This is a genomic window from Amycolatopsis sp. Hca4 (genome assembly GCF_013364075.1).
Classification (GTDB): domain Bacteria; phylum Actinomycetota; class Actinomycetes; order Mycobacteriales; family Pseudonocardiaceae; genus Amycolatopsis.
In genome coordinates, this window is record NZ_CP054925.1 from 10,733,240 (window position 1) to 10,749,378 (window position 16,139).

A 16,139-nucleotide genomic window follows, 5' to 3' on the forward strand; every position below is an offset into this window, starting at 1 on the left:
CGCGCAATTGACCGGCGCGCCCCGCGGGGCCCACGCCTCCATACTGCGCGGTTTAGTCGCCCGGGGATAGCACCGTCGCACGGATGTCGAACGTGGCGTCAGGCGGCCCCCTGCTCGCACAACCCCGGCTAGCTCGGGGTTGTGCGTTCCGTACTCGCCGGTAAGCGGAGTGTGGTCGGACAGGACCACCCGTTTGCAGGCGCCTGAAAGTCGTAGGCTAGAGTTCTTGCAACACAGCGAGCGGGCGATTAGCTCAGCGGGAGAGCGCTTCGTTCACACCGAAGAGGTCACTGGTTCGATCCCAGTATCGCCCACTCAGATAGACGAGAGCCCTGCTTGCGGAATGCGCAAGCAGGGCTCTCTTCGTCGTGTCTTGTGGGGGCCGAGCCCCCACGCCCCCGCCGGGGGCAAGCCCCCGGACCCCCAGGTCGGGTCGCCTTTCGGAGCCGGGGGCCGGCGCGCAGGCCCGGCGTAGCCCAAGCGGAGTGAACGATCCGTTCGGATCATCCGTATCTGCTTGCGAGAGCGGTTCGCGCCCCCGCCGCGGGGGCCCGCCGAACCTGCCTTCGAACCCGGCCGCCGCGGTGGCTTTCTGTCGAACGTCACCCCTCGGGAGGTCGATGTGATCCTGGGCACGTCCTGGGCGCGCGGCCGTCCGGCGGCGACGTGCGACAGAACCATCGCGCGTGACGGTCAACCGGCGAATGTCACTGTCGGTGTCCGGCGGGCTCCTGAGCCGGCGTTCGGCGCCCCGCTCCGGTCCACTGTGGATCGCTCGCCGCCGCAGTGTCCACAGTAGAGCCCTGAAGGATGCGCTGGGCCGTTCGGCGGTGCTTGGTCCACCCGAGTGCGGGCAACGTTCCATTCGTTACAGAACGTAATTTTCACCAGGGATACGCCGTATAACCCATTGTCTTCATCTTGTTATCTTCCGGCCATTTTCTGTCGGGGATCGCACGCAGCATGTGGCTGGAAATCCTTGTAACACTGCCGAGAGAGCCGCCGATAACTTGCCGTGTGAAGCCTCCGCGGGCTCTGCGCGACCACCGATATGCCGTGACTCTCCGAAGTCATCTCCGGTGACGCTGCGTGCCTGCGGCTCAATTGGATCCAGTCCGGGAGGTCAGATGGAAGAGTCGGTGCGGCCTTCGTACACGGTGAGCCAGCCACCGCCGCACATCGACCTCCAGGCCATCCCGCGTCCCGCCAAGCGGGACGACCACCCCGAGGACGGCGGCCCGGCCGCCAAGGCGTGGCCCGCGGCCTGGGAAGCGCGGTACAGAGCCTGGGTCATCGGCAGCGACGTGTTCATCACGCTGCTGGTGATCGCGATCAGCGCGTTCGTCATCGATCGCGTTGCCCCGCACGACATGCACGCCTTCGGCACCATCCTCGCGGTGTTCGTCTCGCTGCCCGCCAGCCGGGCGTGGAGCCCGCGGGTGCTCGGCGAAGGCGCGGAGGAGTACCGCACGCTCGGCCGCGGCTTCATCACCGCCGCGGTGCTGGTCGCCCTCGGCGGCCTGCTGTTCGGCGCGCTCGAGGTCCAGGTCTGGGTGTTCGTCGTCGTCCCGGCCATCGCGCTGGTCGCCTTCCCGCAGCGCTACCTGCTGCGCCAGGTGCTGCACCGCAAGCGCGCCAAGGGACTCTGCCTGCTGCCGGTGATGGCCGCGGGCAGCCCGGAAACCGTCGCCGACCTGATCGCCCGCACCCGTTCCGAGGTGCACGTCGGCTGGCGCGTCGAGGCCGCCTGCACGTTCAGCGGCCACGGCGAAGACCGCGACAGCGGCGAGATCGACGGCGTCCCGGTGGTCGGCAGGCTGGACGAGCTGTCCCGGCACGTGCGCCGCGGCGGCTACCGGGTCGTGGCCATCACCGCCGACCAGTACTGGACGCCGAAGCGGCTGCAGCGGCTGGCCTGGGACATGGAGGGCACCGGCGCGGAGATGGTGGTGGCGCCCGTGCTGATGGAGGTCGCCGGGCCCCGGCTCAACGTCACCGGCGTGCTCGGCATGCCCCTGCTGCGGGTCACCGCGCCGATGTTCACCGGCGGCCGCCGGGTGGTGAAGGAGATCGTCGACCGCTGCGGCTCGGCGCTGTTGCTCACCCTGCTGTCCCCGCTGCTGCTGGTGATCGCGGTGGCGATCAAGCTCAACGACCGCGGCCCCGTCATCTATCGGCAGCGCCGCGTCGGCCGTGACGGAGCGTCGTTCACCATGCTGAAGTTCCGCACCATGGTCACCAATGCCGACGAAATCAAGAAGAAGCTGGCTGCCGAAAATGAGGGAGCCGGTCCGCTTTTCAAGATGAAGCGCGACCCGCGTATCACCCGCGTGGGTGGTTTTCTGCGCCGGTATTCGCTCGACGAGGTACCGCAGTTGTTCAACGTCCTCTCCGGGAAGATGTCGCTCGTCGGTCCGCGGCCGCCGCTGCCGGAGGAAACCGAGCAGTACGCCCCCGACGCGCGCCGCCGGCTGCTCGTGAAGCCGGGCCTCACCGGCCTCTGGCAGGTCAGCGGGCGCAGCGACCTCACGTGGGCCGAGAGCATCCGCCTGGACCTGCGGTACGTCGAGGACTGGTCCCTCGCGCTGGACCTGGTGATCCTCTGGAAGACCTTCCGCGCGGTGATGGGCGGGCAGGGCGCCTACTGACCCGTCTCCGCCGCGCCGCGCGCCACGGCCGCCGGTTCCCGCCGAGGGAGCCGGCGGCCGTGCCCGTTCCCGGGGGTATCGATCGGGTGAGCAGGCCGGTGCGGGCTGTGATCCACGCAACTGGTTGAACGCGAAATAGTTTAACGCTCAACCTGGTTGCACGGGGTACCGACCCAACGGAAGGAAGCCCAGCCCCATGACCACCTTTGCCGAGCAGACCGAGGCCATCGCCCTCCCCGCGGACGTCCAGGACCTGCTGTTCCGCGAGGCCCGCACGGCCAACAGTTTCAGCTCCGAGCCGGTGACCGAGGAGCAGGTCCGCGCGATCTACGACCTCGTCAAGTGGGCCCCGACGTCGATGAACACCCAGCCGCTGCGCGCGCTGGTGCTCCGGACCGCCGAGGCGAAGGCCCGCCTGCTCCCGCACATGGCCCCGGGCAACCGGGACAAGACCGAAGCCGCCCCGCTGACCGTCGTGCTGGCCGCGGACGTCGACTTCCACGAGAACATCCCGCAGGTCTTCCCGCACGCCCCGCACGTGAAGGACAACTTCGCCGACGAGCAGGGCCGCGTCGAGTTCTCCAAGCTGAACTCGCTGCTGCAGGTCGGCTACTTCATCATCGGCGTCCGCGCCGCCGGCCTGGCCGCCGGCCCGATGACCGGCTTCGACGCCCAGGGCGTCGACGACGAGTTCTTCGCCGACAAGAAGTGGCGCTCGCTGGTCGTCGTGAACGTCGGCAAGCCGGGCGAGAACCCCTGGTTCGACCGCCTGCCGCGGCTGGACTTCGAGCAGGTCGTCGAAACCCTCTGACGCCGCTCGGACGGGCCGTCTCCGGAGCCGGAGGCGGCCCGTCCGGCGTTCGCGCCACGCGCGTGAGGCGCGCGAGGGCCGCCGACTAGCATCGACGGCGTCATCTCTGTCACTCCAGCTTGAGGAGCCGATCGTGTCGCAGTCGCCCCCCGTTTCCCCCGTGGCCGCCTCCCGCGTGGTGGTACCGGCGGGCACTACGGCGGGCGCGGCGGTCCGCGAAGCCGGTCTGCCGACCAAGGGCGAGGACACGGTCGTCGTGGTCCGCGACGCCGACGGCAAGCTGCGCGACCTCGCCTGGGCGCCGGAAGCCGACGCCGAGGTCGAGCCGGTCGCCGCGAACACCGAGGACGGCCGCAGCGTCATCCGCCATTCGGCGGCGCACGTGCTCGCCCAAGCCGTGCAGCAGCAGTTCCCGGACGCCAAGCTGGGCATCGGCCCGCCGGTCAAGGACGGCTTCTACTACGACTTCGCCGTCGACAAGCCGTTCACCCCGGAGGACCTGCAGGCGCTCGAGAAGCGCATGAAGCAGATCGTGAAGGGTGCCCAGCAGTTCTCCCGGCGCGTGTTCGACTCCGTCGACGAGGCCAAGAAGGAGCTCGCGGACGAGCCGTTCAAGCTCGAGCTCGTCGACCTCAAGTCCGAAGTGGACACCTCCGAGGTGATGGAGGTGGGCGAGGGCGAACTCACCATCTACGACAATCTCGACCCGCGCACCAAAGAACGTGTCTGGAGTGACCTCTGCCGCGGCCCGCACGTGCCGACGACGAAGTTCATCCCCGCGTTCAAGCTCACCCGCGTCGCCGCCGCGTACTGGCGGGGTAGTGAAAAGAACCCGCAGCTGCAGCGGATCTACGGCACGGCGTGGGAGTCCGCGGAGGCCCAGGACGCCTACCTCGAGCGCATCGCCGAGGCCGAGCGCCGCGACCACCGCAAGCTCGGCGCCGAGCTGGACCTGTTCTCCTTCCCCGAGGAGATCGGCTCCGGCCTGCCGGTGTTCCACCCGAAGGGCGGCATCATCCGCCGCGAGCTGGAGAACTACTCGCGCCGCCGCCACGAGGAGGCGGGCTACGAGTTCGTGAACACCCCGCACATCAGCAAGGGCGAGCTGTTCCACACCTCCGGCCACCTGCCGTACTACGCGGACACGATGTTCCCGCCGGTGCAGTTCGACGAGGAGAACTACTACCTCAAGGCGATGAACTGCCCGATGCACAACCTGATCTACCGCTCGCGCGGGCGGTCCTACCGCGAGCTGCCGCTGCGGCTGTTCGAGTTCGGCACCGTCTACCGCTACGAGAAGTCGGGCGTGGTGCACGGCCTCACCCGCGTGCGCGGGCTGACGATGGACGACTCCCACATCTACTGCACCAAGGAGCAGATGCCGGGGGAGCTCAAGTCGCTGCTGAAGTTCGTCCTCGACCTGCTCGCCGACTACGGCCTCTCCGACTTCTACCTCGAGCTGTCCACCCGCGGTGACTCCGACAAGTTCATCGGCGAGGACTGGGAGTGGGAGGAGGCCACCGAGACGCTGCGGCAGGCGGCGATCGACTCCGGCCTCGAGCTGGTCCCGGACCCGGGCGGCGCCGCCTTCTACGGCCCGAAGATCTCGGTGCAGGCCAAGGACGCCATCGGCCGCACCTGGCAGATGTCGACCATCCAGCTGGACTTCAACCAGAACAAGCGGTTCGAGCTCGAGTACACCGCGCCGGACGGCTCGCGCCAGCGGCCGATCATGATCCACCGCGCGCTGTTCGGTTCGATCGAGCGCTTCTTCGGCGTGCTGACCGAGCACTACGCGGGCGCGTTCCCGGCGTGGCTCTCGCCGGTGCAGGTGGTCGGCATCCCGATCACCGCCGACCAGGTCGAGTACCTGCAGGACGTCGAGAAGGCCTTGCGCGCCAAGGGGATCCGCGCCGAGGTCGACGCGAGCGACGACCGGATGCAGAAGAAGATCCGCACGCACACCACGCAGAAGGTGCCCTTCATGCTGCTGGCCGGCGCGAAGGACGTCGAGGCGGGCGCGGTGTCGTTCCGCTTCCGCGACGGCGGCCAGATCAACGGCGTGCCGGTGGCCAAGGCGGTCGAGGCGATCGCGGAGTGGGTCGCCCGCCGCGAAAACGCCTCGCCGTCGGCCGAGGCGCTGGAGACGGTCGTTCGGTGAGTGAGGGTCCCGAGCTCGTCGAGCAGCAGGGCGTCGGGGTCCAGGACGCGTTCCAGCGCCTCTGGACCCCGCACCGGATGGCTTACATCAAGGGCCAGGACAAGCCGGACGACGACGGCGACACCGGCTGCCCGTTCTGCCGGATCCCTTCGCTGGACGACAAGACCGGCCTGATCGTCGCCCGCGGCGAGGTCGTGTTCGCGGTGCTGAACCTGTACCCGTACAACCCCGGCCACCTGATGGTGGTGCCGTACCGGCACGTCGCGGACTACACCGAGCTGACGGTCGAGGAGACCCGCGAGCTCGCCGAGTTCACGCAGCACGCGATGAAGGTGATCCGCGCGGTGTCCGGCGCCCACGGGTTCAACATCGGCCTGAACCAGGGCCACATCGCGGGCGCGGGCATCGCCGCGCACCTGCACCAGCACCTGGTGCCGCGGTGGGGTGGCGACGCGAACTTCATGCCCGTCATCGGCCAGACGAAGGTGCTCCCGCAGCTGCTGGCCGAGACGCGGGACCTGCTGGCCGACGCCTGGTGACGCGGAGGCCGTGACCCGCGAAAACTCCTGATTGAGTGTTCAACCGAGAGTATGATGGGGTTATGTCCGGAACCCGATGGCTCAGCGACGACGAACAGCGCGTCTGGCGTGAGTTCAACGCGGCCACCCGCATGCTCAGCGCGCACCTCGAAGCCCAGCTGCAGCACGACTCGGGCATGCCGCACACCTACTACGAAGTCCTCGTCGCCCTCTCCGAAGCGCCCGGCCGCCGGCTCCGGATGAGCGAGCTCGCCGACGCCCGGCAGGCGTCCCGCAGCCGCCTGTCCCACGCCGTCGCGCGGCTGGAGGCGAACGGCTGGGTCCGCCGCGAGGCCTGCCCGACCGACAAGCGCGGCGCCTGGGCGGTGCTGACCGACGCCGGGTTCGCCGCGCTCGAAGCGGCCGCGCCGGGGCACGTCGAGGCCGTCCGGGAGAGCCTGTTCGACCCGCTGACGCCGGAGCAGGTGACGGCGCTCGGGGAGATCAGCGCCGCCATCCGCCGTCAGCTGTCGCCGAAGTGCGCCGCCGCGGTGGCCGCCGAAGAGGCGCGGGAGCACGAGGGCCAGCTCACGAAATCGGGCTGACCCGGGGCGGCGCGTCGGGTTCACCGAGGCGGGTGGATAGGCTGCATTCGCCCACCCGCCCCTCGTAGCCAGGTGCCTCGACGAACCGATGCTCAATATCTTCGCGCGTGCCTCCGTTTCCCGCGTCACCGATCCGATCGGCCAGGCGCTGGTCCGCGCCGGGCTGACCCCGAACGTGATGACCGTGTTCGGCACCGCCGGCGCGGTCGTCTGCGCGCTGGTCTTCTTCCCGGCCGATCACCTGCTGTGGGGCACCTTCACGGTGTGGGGCTTCGCCATGCTCGACGTCCTCGACGGCGCCATGGCCCGGGCCCGCGGCTACGGCACCCCGTTCGGTGCGGTGCTCGACGCGACCTGCGACCGCCTGGTCGACGGGGCCCTCTTCGCCGCCATCGCGTGGTGGTGCTTCGTCGTCGACGACAACCGCCCGGCCGCCGCCGCGGCCCTGCTGTGCCTGGTCCTCGCCCAGGTCATCTCCTACGTCAAGGCCCGGGCCGACGCTTCCGGCCTGCCGGTCGACGGCGGGCTCGTCGAGCGCGCCGAACGGCTGATCATCGCGCTGGTCGGCACCGGCCTGCACGGCTTCGGCATTCCGTACACCGTGGACGTGACGCTCTGGCTGCTCGCCGCCGGATCGGTCGTCACGCTGCTCCAGCGCTTCGCCGCGGTGGCGAAAGCGGCCCGCGCGGCCGCCGGGGAGCAGCCGGCATGAGCAGGCTGAGCGAGCGGTTGAGCGCCTTCGGCTACGCGGCCGGGTGGAAGCTCGCCGGGTGGCTGCCCGCCGGGTTCGGGGGCGCCGTCTTCTCGCTCGGGGCGGACCTGGCCGTCCGCCGGGACGGCGGGGGCGTGCGGCAGCTGCGCGCGAACCTCGCCCGCGTCGTGCCGCAGGCCGATCCGGTCGAGATGGACGAGCTGACGCGGCGCGCGATGCGTTCGTACGCCCGGTACTGGCACGAGACGTTCCGGCTGCCGTCGATGGACCACAAGGAGGTCAGCGCCAAGGTCGCGGCGTCGATCACCGGCGTGGAGAACCTCGACGCGGCGCTGGCCGAGGGCAACGGCGCGGTGATGGCGCTGCCGCACAGCGGGAACTGGGACGTCGCCGGCGTCTGGCTGGCCGACTACCTCGGCGGCTTCACCACCGTGGCGGAACGGCTCAAGCCCGAGTCGCTCTACCGCCGGTTCGTCGAGTACCGGGAGTCGCTCGGCTTCGAGATCGTCCCCCTCACCGGTGACAGCTCGGCGATGCGCGTGCTGCTGAAGCGCCTGCGCGAGAACAAGGCCGTCTGCCTGGTCGGCGACCGCGACCTGACCACCAGCGGCATCCCGGTGAAGTTCTTCGGCGAGAAGGCCCGCTTCCCCGGCGGCCCGGCCCGGCTGGCGGCGACGACCGGGGCCGCGCTGATCCCGGCCGGCTGCTGGTTCACCGAGGACGGCTGGCAGATCCGGCTGCACCCGCGGATCCGGGTCACCGCGCGGGCCGAGGTCCCGGCCGCGACCCAGGCACTGGCGGACATCTTCGCCGGCGACATCGCCGCGCACCCGGCCGACTGGCACATGGTGCAGAAGTTCTGGCCCGCCGACCTCGAGGCCGCCGAGCAGGCAAGCCTCGAAGAAGCGAGCTGAGCGGTGGCCACGCGGCCGATGCGAATCGGGATCGTGTGCCCCTACTCCTTCGACGTGCCGGGCGGGGTCCAGGGGCACGTCATCGACCTGACGAAGGCGCTGCTCGCGCGCGGGCACGAGGTGTCCGTGCTGGCGCCCGCGGACGAGGACGCGGAGCTGCCGGAGTTCGTGCACCCGGCCGGGAAGGCGCTCGGCATCCCGTACAACGGCTCGGTCGCGCGGCTGCAGTTCGGCCCGGTGTCCTACGCGCGCGTACGCCGCTGGATCCGCGAAGGCGACTTCGACGTCCTGCACCTGCACGAGCCCGCCGCGCCGAGCCTGTCCCTGCTGGCGCTGCTCATCGCGGACGGCCCGATCGTGGCGACGTTCCACACCGCGACCACGCGGTCGCGCACGCTGTCGGCGTTCCAGCCGGTGCTGCGGCCGCTGCTGGAGAAGATCACGGCCCGGATCGCGGTGTCCGCGCTGGCCCGCCGTGTCCAGGTCGAGCACGCCGGCGGCGACGCCGTGGAGATCCCCAACGGCGTCGACGTCGAATTCTTCTCCTCGGCCGTACCGCTCCCGGGCTACCCGCGGGCCGGGGGCACGGTCGGGTTCGTCGGCCGGTTCGGCGAGCCGCGCAAGGGCATGGGCGTCCTGCTGGCGGCGCTGCGGCTGATCCTGCCGGAGTTCGAGGACCTGCGGCTGGTCGTGGTCGGCCGCGGGGACGCCGAGCAGCTGCGCCGGGACGCCGGGCCCGAGCTGGCCCCGCACCTGGAGCTGCTGGGGCAGGTCGACGACCACGTCAAGGCCCAGGCGCTGCGCAGCGTCGACGTCTACTGCGCGCCGAACACCGGCGGCGAGAGCTTCGGGATGATCCTCACCGAGGCGATGGCGGCCGGGACGCCGGTGCTGGCCAGCGGGCTCGACTCGTTCCGGCGGGTGCTCGACGACGGCCGCGCCGGGCTGCTCGTCGAGACCGGCGACCCGGCCGCGCTCGCGGACGGGCTGCGCGAGCTGCTCGGCGACCCGGCGCGCCGGGCGTCGCTGGCCGCGGCGGCGGGGGAGCGCGTCACGATGTACGACTGGTCGGTGGTGGCCACGCAGGTGCTGCGCGTCTACGAGACGGCCGTCGCCGCCGACCCCCGGCGGGTCGCGGCGCCGGAGGGGGAGCTCGCCCGGTGAGCGTGCTCGGCTGGCTGCTCCCGCTGCTCGCCCTGGTCGTGGTGCTGGGCGGGCTGTTCCTGGTCGCGACGGCGAACCGGCTCGACCGGCTGCACGTCCGCACGGACGCCGGCTGGGCCGCGCTCGACGCGGCGCTGGCCCGGCGGGCGGTGGTGGCCCGCGCGGTCGCGGCGGTGCTGGGCGACACCGGGCTGCGGACGTCGGCCGAACGGGCGGAAGCGGCGCCGCGGGCCGAACGCGAAGCCGCGGAGAACGAGCTGACGCTGGTCTTGGGGCGCGTCGACCGGACGGTGCTGCCGGCCGAGCTGGCCGAGGAGCTGACCGACGCGGAACACCGCGTGGTGATCGCCCGCCGCGTCCACAACGACGCCGTCCGCGACACCTTGCGCCTGCGGCGGCGGCGGAAGGTGCGGTACTTCCGCCTGGCGGGGACCGCGCCGTTGCCGGAGTACTTCGAGTTCGCGGAGCCGGAGGTCTGACATGTGGTGGGTGGTCGTCGAGGAGCAGCGCGGCGGCGGGGACGCGCGCGCCTGGAACGTCACGAAGACGAAGCCGGCGGGCGGCGATCGCGAGCACGCCGACGAGCTGGCCCGGCGGCTGGCCTTCTCGCACGAGCCGGTGCACCCGTCGGGGGTGAAGGAGCGGAAGGTGCTGCGGGTCGGCGACGGGTACCTGGTGATCGCGACCGGCCGGACGCAGACGTTCCACTTCCGCGTGACGCTCGGCGAGACCGTGACGGAGCCGGAATGACCTGGTGGGTGGTGGTCGAGGAGCAGCGCACCTCGGAGCGGAACTGGTCGCTGTCGGAGACGTTTTCCTACGCCGACCAGGAGACCGCCGAGGCCGAGGCGCTCCGGCTGGCGCGCGAGTACGAACCGGCCTTCCCGTGGGCGCCGAAGTCCCGGAAGGTCCTGCGGGGCCCGGGCGGGTACGTGGTGATCGTCGAAGGCCGGACGAAGACGTTCCACTTCCGGCTGAGCGTGCTCGAAGAGGTGTGAAACCGACCGCGTCCGGGCCGCGTCGGAAGCGGCATGGGTGCGACGTGGTGGGTGGTCATCGAAGAGCAGGGCGGCGCGGGCGACGGCCGCGGCTGGGGCGTCGCCGACGCGGCGGGGTACCCGGATCGCGACACCGCGTTCGACGAGGCGTACCTGCTGGCCAAGCAGCACCGGCCGCCGCGGCCGTCGTCACCGCAGAAGCGGGTCGTGCTGCGGGTGGGCGATGGGTACCTGGTGCTGGTGAAGGGCCGGACGGACGTGTGGCAGTTCCGCGTGACGGTGGGCGAGCAGGTCGGCGGCTGACACACTGGCGGCATGAGTGAGACTTGCGACGTCGCCCACGGCACGGCTCCGGCCGACCCGGGGGTGCGGACCCTGGTGGCGGTGTTCGCCTCGCCGGTTTCCCGGTTCTTGCTGAAGTTCGCTCGCGAGCTCGGTTACCACGTGGCGCTGTTCGAGCCCGATCCCGCGCGCGTCACCGACGTCCCCGAGGGCTTCGAGGCGGACACCGCCCTGCCGCGGCTCGACGCGTCGGCCGACGTGGTCGTCACCGACCACCACCGGCCGGAGCTGGGCGCGGTGCTCAAGGCCGCGCTCGAGGGGAACCCGCGGTGGGTCGGGGTGCTCGGCAACCCGCGTCACCCGGGCCCGCACGTCGCCGCCCTGCAGGGGCTGGGTGTGTCCGAGGCCGACATCGCCCGCGTCCACCGCCCGGTGGGCTTGAACATCGGCTCCCGCACGCCGCCGGAGATCGCCCTGGCCACCCTCGCGGGCCTGGTGGCCGACCGCAACAACCGCCCCGGCGGCTTCGACTTCACGTAACTCGCGTGATCGGAGCCGTGACCCGCGTGATTGAAGCCGTGACTCGCGTGATCCGGGGCGGAACGGCTTCAATCACGCGAGTCACGGGCTCGATCACGCGAGATCCGGCTAGTGGACCGCCATTCCTTCCGGCATCGGCTCGAACCTCGCGTGGCGGCGGGTGAACGTCGCCGTGCCCGAGGTCATCGAGCGCAGGTCGATCAGGTAGCGGACCAGCTCCGTGGCCGGGACCTCGGCGCGGATCACCGTCCGGCCGCCCTCGCCCGCCTCGGTGCCCAGGACGCGGCCGCGGCGGGACGACAGGTCGCCCAGTACCGTGCCCAGGTGCTCGTCCGGCAGCCGGATCGCCACCTCCTCCAGGGGTTCCAGCATCGTGATGTGCCCGTTCGCCGCGGCCTCCCGCAGGGCCAGCGCGCCCGCCGTCTGGAACGCCGCGTCCGAGGAGTCCACGCTGTGCGCCTTGCCGTCGACCAGTGTCACCCTGACGTCGACCACCGGGTGCCCGTCGGCGAGCCCGCGCGCCAGCTGGGCCCGCACCCCCTTCTCCACGCTCGGGATGAACTGGTGCGGCACCGCGCCGCCGACGACCTTGTCCACGAACTCGAACCCGCCGCCCCGCGGCAGCGGCTCGACCTCGATGTCGCAGACGGCGAACTGGCCGTGCCCGCCGGACTGCTTGACGTGCCGCCCGTGGCCCTTGGCCGGCTTGCTGAACGTCGAGCGCAGGCTGATCCGCACCGGTTCGGTGTCGACGTCCGCGCCGCCCGCGCGCAGCCGCGAGAGCACGACGTCGGCGTGGGCTTCGCCCATGCACCACAGCACCAGCTGGCCGGTCTCGGCGTTGCGGTCCAGCCGCAGCGTCGGGTCGCCGGCGACGAGCCGGGACAGGTTGCGCGCCAACGTGTCCTCGTCACTGCGGGTCTTCGCGACGACGGCCACCGGCAGCAGCGGCTCCGGCATCGCCCACGGCTCCATCAGCAGCGGGTCGTCGGGGGAGGAGACGGTGTCGCCGGTCTCCGCCGAGCCGACCTTCGTCAGCGCGCACAGGTCGCCCGCGACGCAGAAGGGCACCTCCCGCAAAGAGGAACCGAGCGGCGAGTACAGGTGCGCGACGCGCTCGTCGGCGTCGTGGTCCTCGTGGCCGCGCTCGGCGAGCCCGTGCCCGGACACGTGCACCGGCCGCTCGGGGCGCAGCGTCCCGGAGAACACCCGGACGAGTGACACCCGGCCGACGTAGGAGTCCACGGCCGTCCGGACGACCTCCGCGGCGAGGGGGCCCGCGGGGTCGGCGGTGATGGCGGCGTGCTCGCCGCCGTCCGGCGTGGTGACGTCGGGTGGCCGGTGCTCCAGCGGCGAGGGGAACGCGCGGACGATGCCGTCGAGCACCTCGGCCAGGCCGAGCCCGCTGGTCGAGCAGACCGGGATGACCGGGTGGAAGGACCCGCGCGCGACCGCGGTCTCCAGGTCGGCGATGAGGGTGGCCTCCGCGATCTCCTCGCCGGCGAGGTACCGGTCCATCAGTGTCTCGTCTTCGCTCTCGGCGATGATCCCTTCGATCAGCTCGTTGCGGGCCTCGGCCAGCCGTTCCAGGTCGGCCGCCGCGGGCTCGCCGATCGTCGGCGGGTGCCCGCGGGAGTAGTCGAAGTACCGCTGGGTGATCAGCCCGACCAGGCCGTCGGCCGCCGGCAGGTACAGCGGCAGCACGCCGGCGCCGAAGGCGGCCTGGCAGGCGGCGATCTCGGCCATCGCGTCGGCCCGGTGGTGGTCGAGCCGGGAGACGACGACCGCGCGCGGCATCCCCACCGCGGCGCACTCCTCCCACACCGCCACCGTCGCCGCGTCGACGCCCTCGGCGGCGGAGACGACGAACAGGGCCGCGTCGGCCGCCCGCAGCCCGGCCCGCAGCTCCCCGACGAAGTCCGCGTACCCGGGCGTGTCGATCAGGTTGATCTTGTGGCCCTGGTGTAGCACCGGCGCGACCGACAGGCCGACCGAGCGCTGCTGGCGCACCGCCGCCGGGTCGTGGTCGCACACCGTCGTGCCGTCGACCACCGAGCCCGCCCGCGGCACCGTGCCGGAGGCGGCGAGCAGGGCTTCGGCGAGGGTGGTCTTCCCGGACCCGGCCGGGCCGACGAGCACGACGTTGCGGACCTTGGCGGGGTCGTCCACAGCGACGGCGGCCCCGGTGTCGGCGTTCTTGGCTTGTTTGTCTGCCATGACGACTCCTCGGCGAACGGCTGGTGTACGGGATGTGTCCTCGATCACACACCCGCTACCCTGGTCACGGCAAGGCAGGGTCTCCGGGACCAGCCGAATGCCCCGGAGGCGCCGGCAGAGGGGGAGCGGCATGGACAGAGCGGCTTCCGGCGCGGCGTTCCCCTCGGCGGCCGACTGGGAGCGCCTGCGCGGGCGGCTGGCCGGCCCGCTGTTCCGCCCGGGTGAACCGGGCTACGCGACCGCCCGGCGGGCGTTCTTCACGATGTTCGACGACCGCAGGCCCGCCGCCGTCGTCGGCGCGGCGCGCGTCGAGGACGTCCAGGCCGCCGTCGGTTTCGCGGCCCGGCACGGTCTCCCGGTCGCCGCCCGCGCCGGCGGGCACAGCTACCCCGGCTACTCCACAGTGGACGGCGGAATCGTCGTGGACCTGGGCCGGTTTTCCGGCATCAAGGTGCGGCCGGACGGGCGGGTGGTGCTCGGCGCCGGGACCCGCCTCGGCCCGGTCGCGGCGACGCTCGCCGCCGCCGGCCGGGTGCTGCCCGCCGGTCTGTGCGGGGCCGTCGGCATCGCCGGGCTCACCCTCGGCGGCGGGATCGGCGTTGTCGACCGGATGTACGGGCTGACGTGCGACCACCTCGAGGCGGCACGGGTCGTCACCGCCGACAGCCGGGTGCGCACGGTTTCGGCGACGGCGGAACCGGACCTGTTCTGGGCGCTGCGCGGCGGGGGCGGCGGGAACTTCGGGATCGTCACCGGGTTCACCTTCCGCACCGTCCCCGCCGCCGACCTCGCCACCTACACGCTGGAGTTCCCGGCCGCCGCGCGGGCCGCGTTGTTCGGTGCCTGGCAGGACTGGCTGCCCGGGATGCCGGACGAGCTGTGGTCCGGCATCGAGTTCGCGCCCGGCCGCACCGCGCTCGCCGGGACGTTCCTCGGTCCCGAAACCCGGCTGAACGGCCTGCTGGACGAGCTCGTCCGCCGGACCGGCGCCCGGCCGTCCGCCCGGCGGACCCGGGTGCTCGACCACCTGAGCGCGGTGCGCTCCTTCGACGTCCGGGACTCCCGGCCGGCCCTGCGCGAGGCCTACACCGGCACTTCGCGCATGCTGACGCGGGCGGCCGCCGACCCGGCGGCGGTGACCGAAGTGGTGACCCGCGAGCCGGGCGTCACCACGCTCATCGACTCCGCCGGTGGTGCCATCGCGCGCGTCGGCGCCCGGGAAACCGCCTTCCCGCACCGGAGCGCACTGGCCAGCTTCCAGTTCCTGCACGACGCGGCACCCGCCGACGGCGGCGAAGCGGGGGCCCGGCGTGCGCTGGCCGCCGTGCGGGACGGGCTGGGGCCGGAGTTCGGCACCACCGGGTACGTCAACTACCTCGACCCGGACATGCCGGACTGGGCGCAGGCGTACTACGGGGTGAACCTCCCGCGGCTGCGCGCCATCGCCCGGAAGTACGACCCCGAAGGGATTTTCACGTTCCCGCAAGGCCTCGCGGCGCCCCGCTCGACTGTCCACATCGGAGAGACTTAGACTGCCCCCGACTCCGGGCAGAGAGGCAGCGCGTGCTCGACCTGGCATTCTCCACAGAGGACCTGGCGCACACCCGGTTCGCGTTCTCCCCGGCCTGGGAGATCGTCGCGAGCGTCCGCGTCCTGAACTCCCCGGGGCAGCACGCGCTGCACCTGCCGTGGATCAAGCGCGCCACCGCCGCGCTGGCCGGGGCCGGTCTCGACATCGGGCTGCTGCGCGAGCTCGTCCCGCTGCGCCACCTGCCCGGGTTCCTGGCCGGCACGCCGTCGACGCCGCTGCCCGAGCTGGCCGACGAGCTCGCCGACCTGCGGGACGTGCCCGCCCGCCTGGTCCGGCGCGAGCTGGACGCGATGGCCGGGCCGCGCACGCCCGCGCTGACCCGCTTCCACCGCGAGCCCGAGGCGGGCCTCGAGCGGCTCGCGACGCTGATGGAGCAGTACTGGCACCTCGTGCTGGCCCCCGACTGGCCGCGCATCCGCGCGCTGCTCGAAGCCGACGTGCTGTACCTGTCGCGGCTGCTGGCCCAGGGTGGGGCCGCCGAGCTGTTCAACGACCTGACCCCGCTGGTCCGCTGGCAGGGCGGCACGCTCACGGTGGCGCACCGGCACCTGCACGCCGCCGTCCCGCTCGACGGGCGCGGCCTCGTGCTGGTGCCCTCGGCGTTCGTCTGGCCGCGGGTGTTCTCCAAGACCGACACGCGCTGGCAGCCGGTGCTGCGCTACCCGCCGCGCGGGATCGCCACGCTGTGGGAGACCGGCACGGCCACCGCGCCGGGCGCACTGGCCGCCGTGGTGGGCCGCGGGCGGGCGCTGCTGCTGGCCGAACTGGCCGCCCCGGCGTCCACCGCGGAACTGGCCCGGCGGACCGGCCTGAGCGCCGGGGCGGTGTCCCAGCACCTCGGCATACTCAACGCCGCGGGCCTGGTCAGCCGGCATCGTGCCGGACGTCACGTGCTCTACGCGCGCACGGCGCCGGCGGAAGCCCTGGTCGCGGGCACCGGCGAAGTGGACTGCTGAGATAGCCGCGCACTGGCCTGCC

General features: G+C 72.2%; 16 protein-coding genes and 1 tRNA gene. 16 read left to right on the plus strand and 1 reads right to left on the minus strand.

Going from position 1 to position 16,139, the window contains the following annotated elements; genetic code table 11:
* Window positions 1–242: 242 nt before the first annotated feature.
* The 14 genes from HUT10_RS48705 (at window position 243) to HUT10_RS48770 (ending at window position 11,353) form a co-directional block, all read left to right on the plus strand.
* Window positions 243–314, plus strand: a tRNA-Val gene (locus tag HUT10_RS48705).
* Window positions 315–1,127: 813 nt separating this feature from the next.
* Complete coding sequence (locus tag HUT10_RS48710) at window positions 1,128–2,648, plus strand: sugar transferase (RefSeq protein WP_176177408.1); 1,521 nt, start codon at window positions 1,128–1,130, stop codon at window positions 2,646–2,648.
* A gap of 196 nt (window positions 2,649–2,844) precedes the next feature.
* Window positions 2,845–3,459: a malonic semialdehyde reductase gene (locus HUT10_RS48715; protein ID WP_176177409.1), complete on the plus strand. Its 615-nt coding sequence runs from the start codon at window positions 2,845–2,847 to the stop codon at window positions 3,457–3,459.
* Between the two features lie 133 nt (window positions 3,460–3,592).
* Window positions 3,593–5,620 carry a threonine--tRNA ligase gene (gene thrS, locus HUT10_RS48720; RefSeq protein ID WP_176177410.1) on the plus strand — a complete coding sequence of 676 codons (2,028 nt, stop codon included), beginning with the start codon at window positions 3,593–3,595 and terminating at the stop codon, window positions 5,618–5,620.
* Complete coding sequence (locus tag HUT10_RS48725) at window positions 5,617–6,159, plus strand: HIT domain-containing protein (protein WP_176177411.1); 543 nt, start codon at window positions 5,617–5,619, stop codon at window positions 6,157–6,159. The genes thrS and HUT10_RS48725 overlap by 4 nt, the downstream gene beginning before the upstream one ends.
* A gap of 62 nt (window positions 6,160–6,221) precedes the next feature.
* Entirely contained in the window at window positions 6,222–6,743 is a 522-nt protein-coding gene (locus tag HUT10_RS48730) for a MarR family winged helix-turn-helix transcriptional regulator (protein ID WP_176177412.1), read from the plus strand.
* An 88-nt stretch (window positions 6,744–6,831) separates the two neighbouring features.
* The gene (gene pgsA / locus HUT10_RS48735; RefSeq protein WP_176177413.1) at window positions 6,832–7,455 is read left to right on the plus strand and encodes a phosphatidylinositol phosphate synthase; all 624 of its coding nucleotides are present in this window, start codon (window positions 6,832–6,834) and stop codon (window positions 7,453–7,455) included.
* Window positions 7,452–8,369 carry a phosphatidylinositol mannoside acyltransferase gene (locus HUT10_RS48740; RefSeq protein ID WP_176177414.1) on the plus strand — a complete coding sequence of 306 codons (918 nt, stop codon included), beginning with the start codon at window positions 7,452–7,454 and terminating at the stop codon, window positions 8,367–8,369. Before pgsA ends, HUT10_RS48740 begins: the two co-directional genes overlap by 4 nt.
* A gap of 18 nt (window positions 8,370–8,387) precedes the next feature.
* Window positions 8,388–9,533, plus strand: a complete 1,146-nt coding sequence (locus tag HUT10_RS48745; RefSeq protein WP_176177415.1) for a glycosyltransferase family 4 protein — start codon at window positions 8,388–8,390, stop codon at window positions 9,531–9,533.
* The gene (locus HUT10_RS48750; RefSeq protein ID WP_176177416.1) at window positions 9,530–10,012 is read left to right on the plus strand and encodes an NUDIX hydrolase; all 483 of its coding nucleotides are present in this window, start codon (window positions 9,530–9,532) and stop codon (window positions 10,010–10,012) included. The genes HUT10_RS48745 and HUT10_RS48750 overlap by 4 nt, the downstream gene beginning before the upstream one ends.
* A 1-nt stretch (window position 10,013) precedes the next feature.
* Window positions 10,014–10,283 carry a hypothetical protein gene (locus HUT10_RS48755; RefSeq protein WP_176177417.1) on the plus strand — a complete coding sequence of 90 codons (270 nt, stop codon included), beginning with the start codon at window positions 10,014–10,016 and terminating at the stop codon, window positions 10,281–10,283.
* Window positions 10,280–10,531: a hypothetical protein gene (locus HUT10_RS48760; protein WP_176177418.1), complete on the plus strand. Its 252-nt coding sequence runs from the start codon at window positions 10,280–10,282 to the stop codon at window positions 10,529–10,531. Before HUT10_RS48755 ends, HUT10_RS48760 begins: the two co-directional genes overlap by 4 nt.
* Before the next feature lie 33 nt (window positions 10,532–10,564).
* On the plus strand, window positions 10,565–10,834 hold the full coding sequence (locus tag HUT10_RS48765; protein ID WP_176177419.1) for a hypothetical protein: 270 nt from the start codon (window positions 10,565–10,567) through the stop codon (window positions 10,832–10,834).
* 12 nt (window positions 10,835–10,846) lie between these two features.
* Entirely contained in the window at window positions 10,847–11,353 is a 507-nt protein-coding gene (locus tag HUT10_RS48770) for an XdhC family protein (RefSeq protein WP_176177420.1), read from the plus strand.
* 108 nt (window positions 11,354–11,461) lie between these two features.
* Here the strand turns inward: HUT10_RS48770 and HUT10_RS48775 are convergent, their stop codons facing one another.
* Window positions 11,462–13,570, minus strand: a complete 2,109-nt coding sequence (locus tag HUT10_RS48775; protein ID WP_176177421.1) for an elongation factor G-like protein EF-G2 — start codon at window positions 13,568–13,570, stop codon at window positions 11,462–11,464.
* 130 nt (window positions 13,571–13,700) lie between these two features.
* On the opposite strand from HUT10_RS48775, the gene HUT10_RS48780 reads away from it, so the two are divergent.
* Both HUT10_RS48780 and HUT10_RS48785 read left to right on the plus strand, forming a co-directional pair.
* The gene (locus tag HUT10_RS48780) at window positions 13,701–15,101 is read left to right on the plus strand and encodes an FAD-binding oxidoreductase (RefSeq protein ID WP_254897394.1); all 1,401 of its coding nucleotides are present in this window, start codon (window positions 13,701–13,703) and stop codon (window positions 15,099–15,101) included.
* 32 nt (window positions 15,102–15,133) lie between these two features.
* Complete coding sequence (locus HUT10_RS48785; protein WP_176177423.1) at window positions 15,134–16,117, plus strand: DUF5937 family protein; 984 nt, start codon at window positions 15,134–15,136, stop codon at window positions 16,115–16,117.
* Window positions 16,118–16,139: the final 22 nt, after the last annotated feature.